This is a genomic window from Nitrosospira sp. NpAV, from assembly GCF_000832065.1.
Classification (GTDB): domain Bacteria; phylum Pseudomonadota; class Gammaproteobacteria; order Burkholderiales; family Nitrosomonadaceae; genus Nitrosospira.
In genome coordinates this window covers 1-377 of sequence record NZ_JXQM01000170.1, presented here as the reverse complement: position 1 = coordinate 377, position 377 = coordinate 1, and the positions used below count along the sequence as shown (strand labels likewise).

Annotated in this window: 1 protein-coding gene; it reads right to left on the bottom strand. The window is 59.2% G+C overall.

Annotated features, from left to right (window positions below; all coding sequences use genetic code 11):
* Positions 1-377 (bottom strand): LysR family transcriptional regulator (locus SQ11_RS15785; RefSeq protein ID WP_041515160.1); only part of this gene is annotated, 377 nt, incomplete at both ends.

Sequence of the window (377 nt, the reverse complement as noted above, 5' to 3'; positions counted from 1 at the left end):
AGCGCAGTGCAACGTCGACCGGATCTCGAAAAACATCCGCCACTTGATCGGAAATTAGTAGACGAAGACTGAGCGCTGGATGCTGACGGCGAAACTCGGAAAGCCATAACAACAGCAGGTTGCGCCCTAGATCTGATGGAGCCGAAACCTGCAGCAAACCCTGCAGCCGGGTACTTTCCCGGCGTATCCGGTCTTGACCTTCGTGCAACGTATCTAGCGCCTCGCGGGCAAACGGCAAGTACTGCTCTCCTTCGGCAGTCAGCCGCAGGCTGCGCGTAGAACGAGCGAATAGACGGATATCCAGCTCTCGCTCGAGGCGTTTGATCGCCGCAGCCACCTGGCCTGGATGCAGGCCGACCTCGCGAGCGACGTTGGAG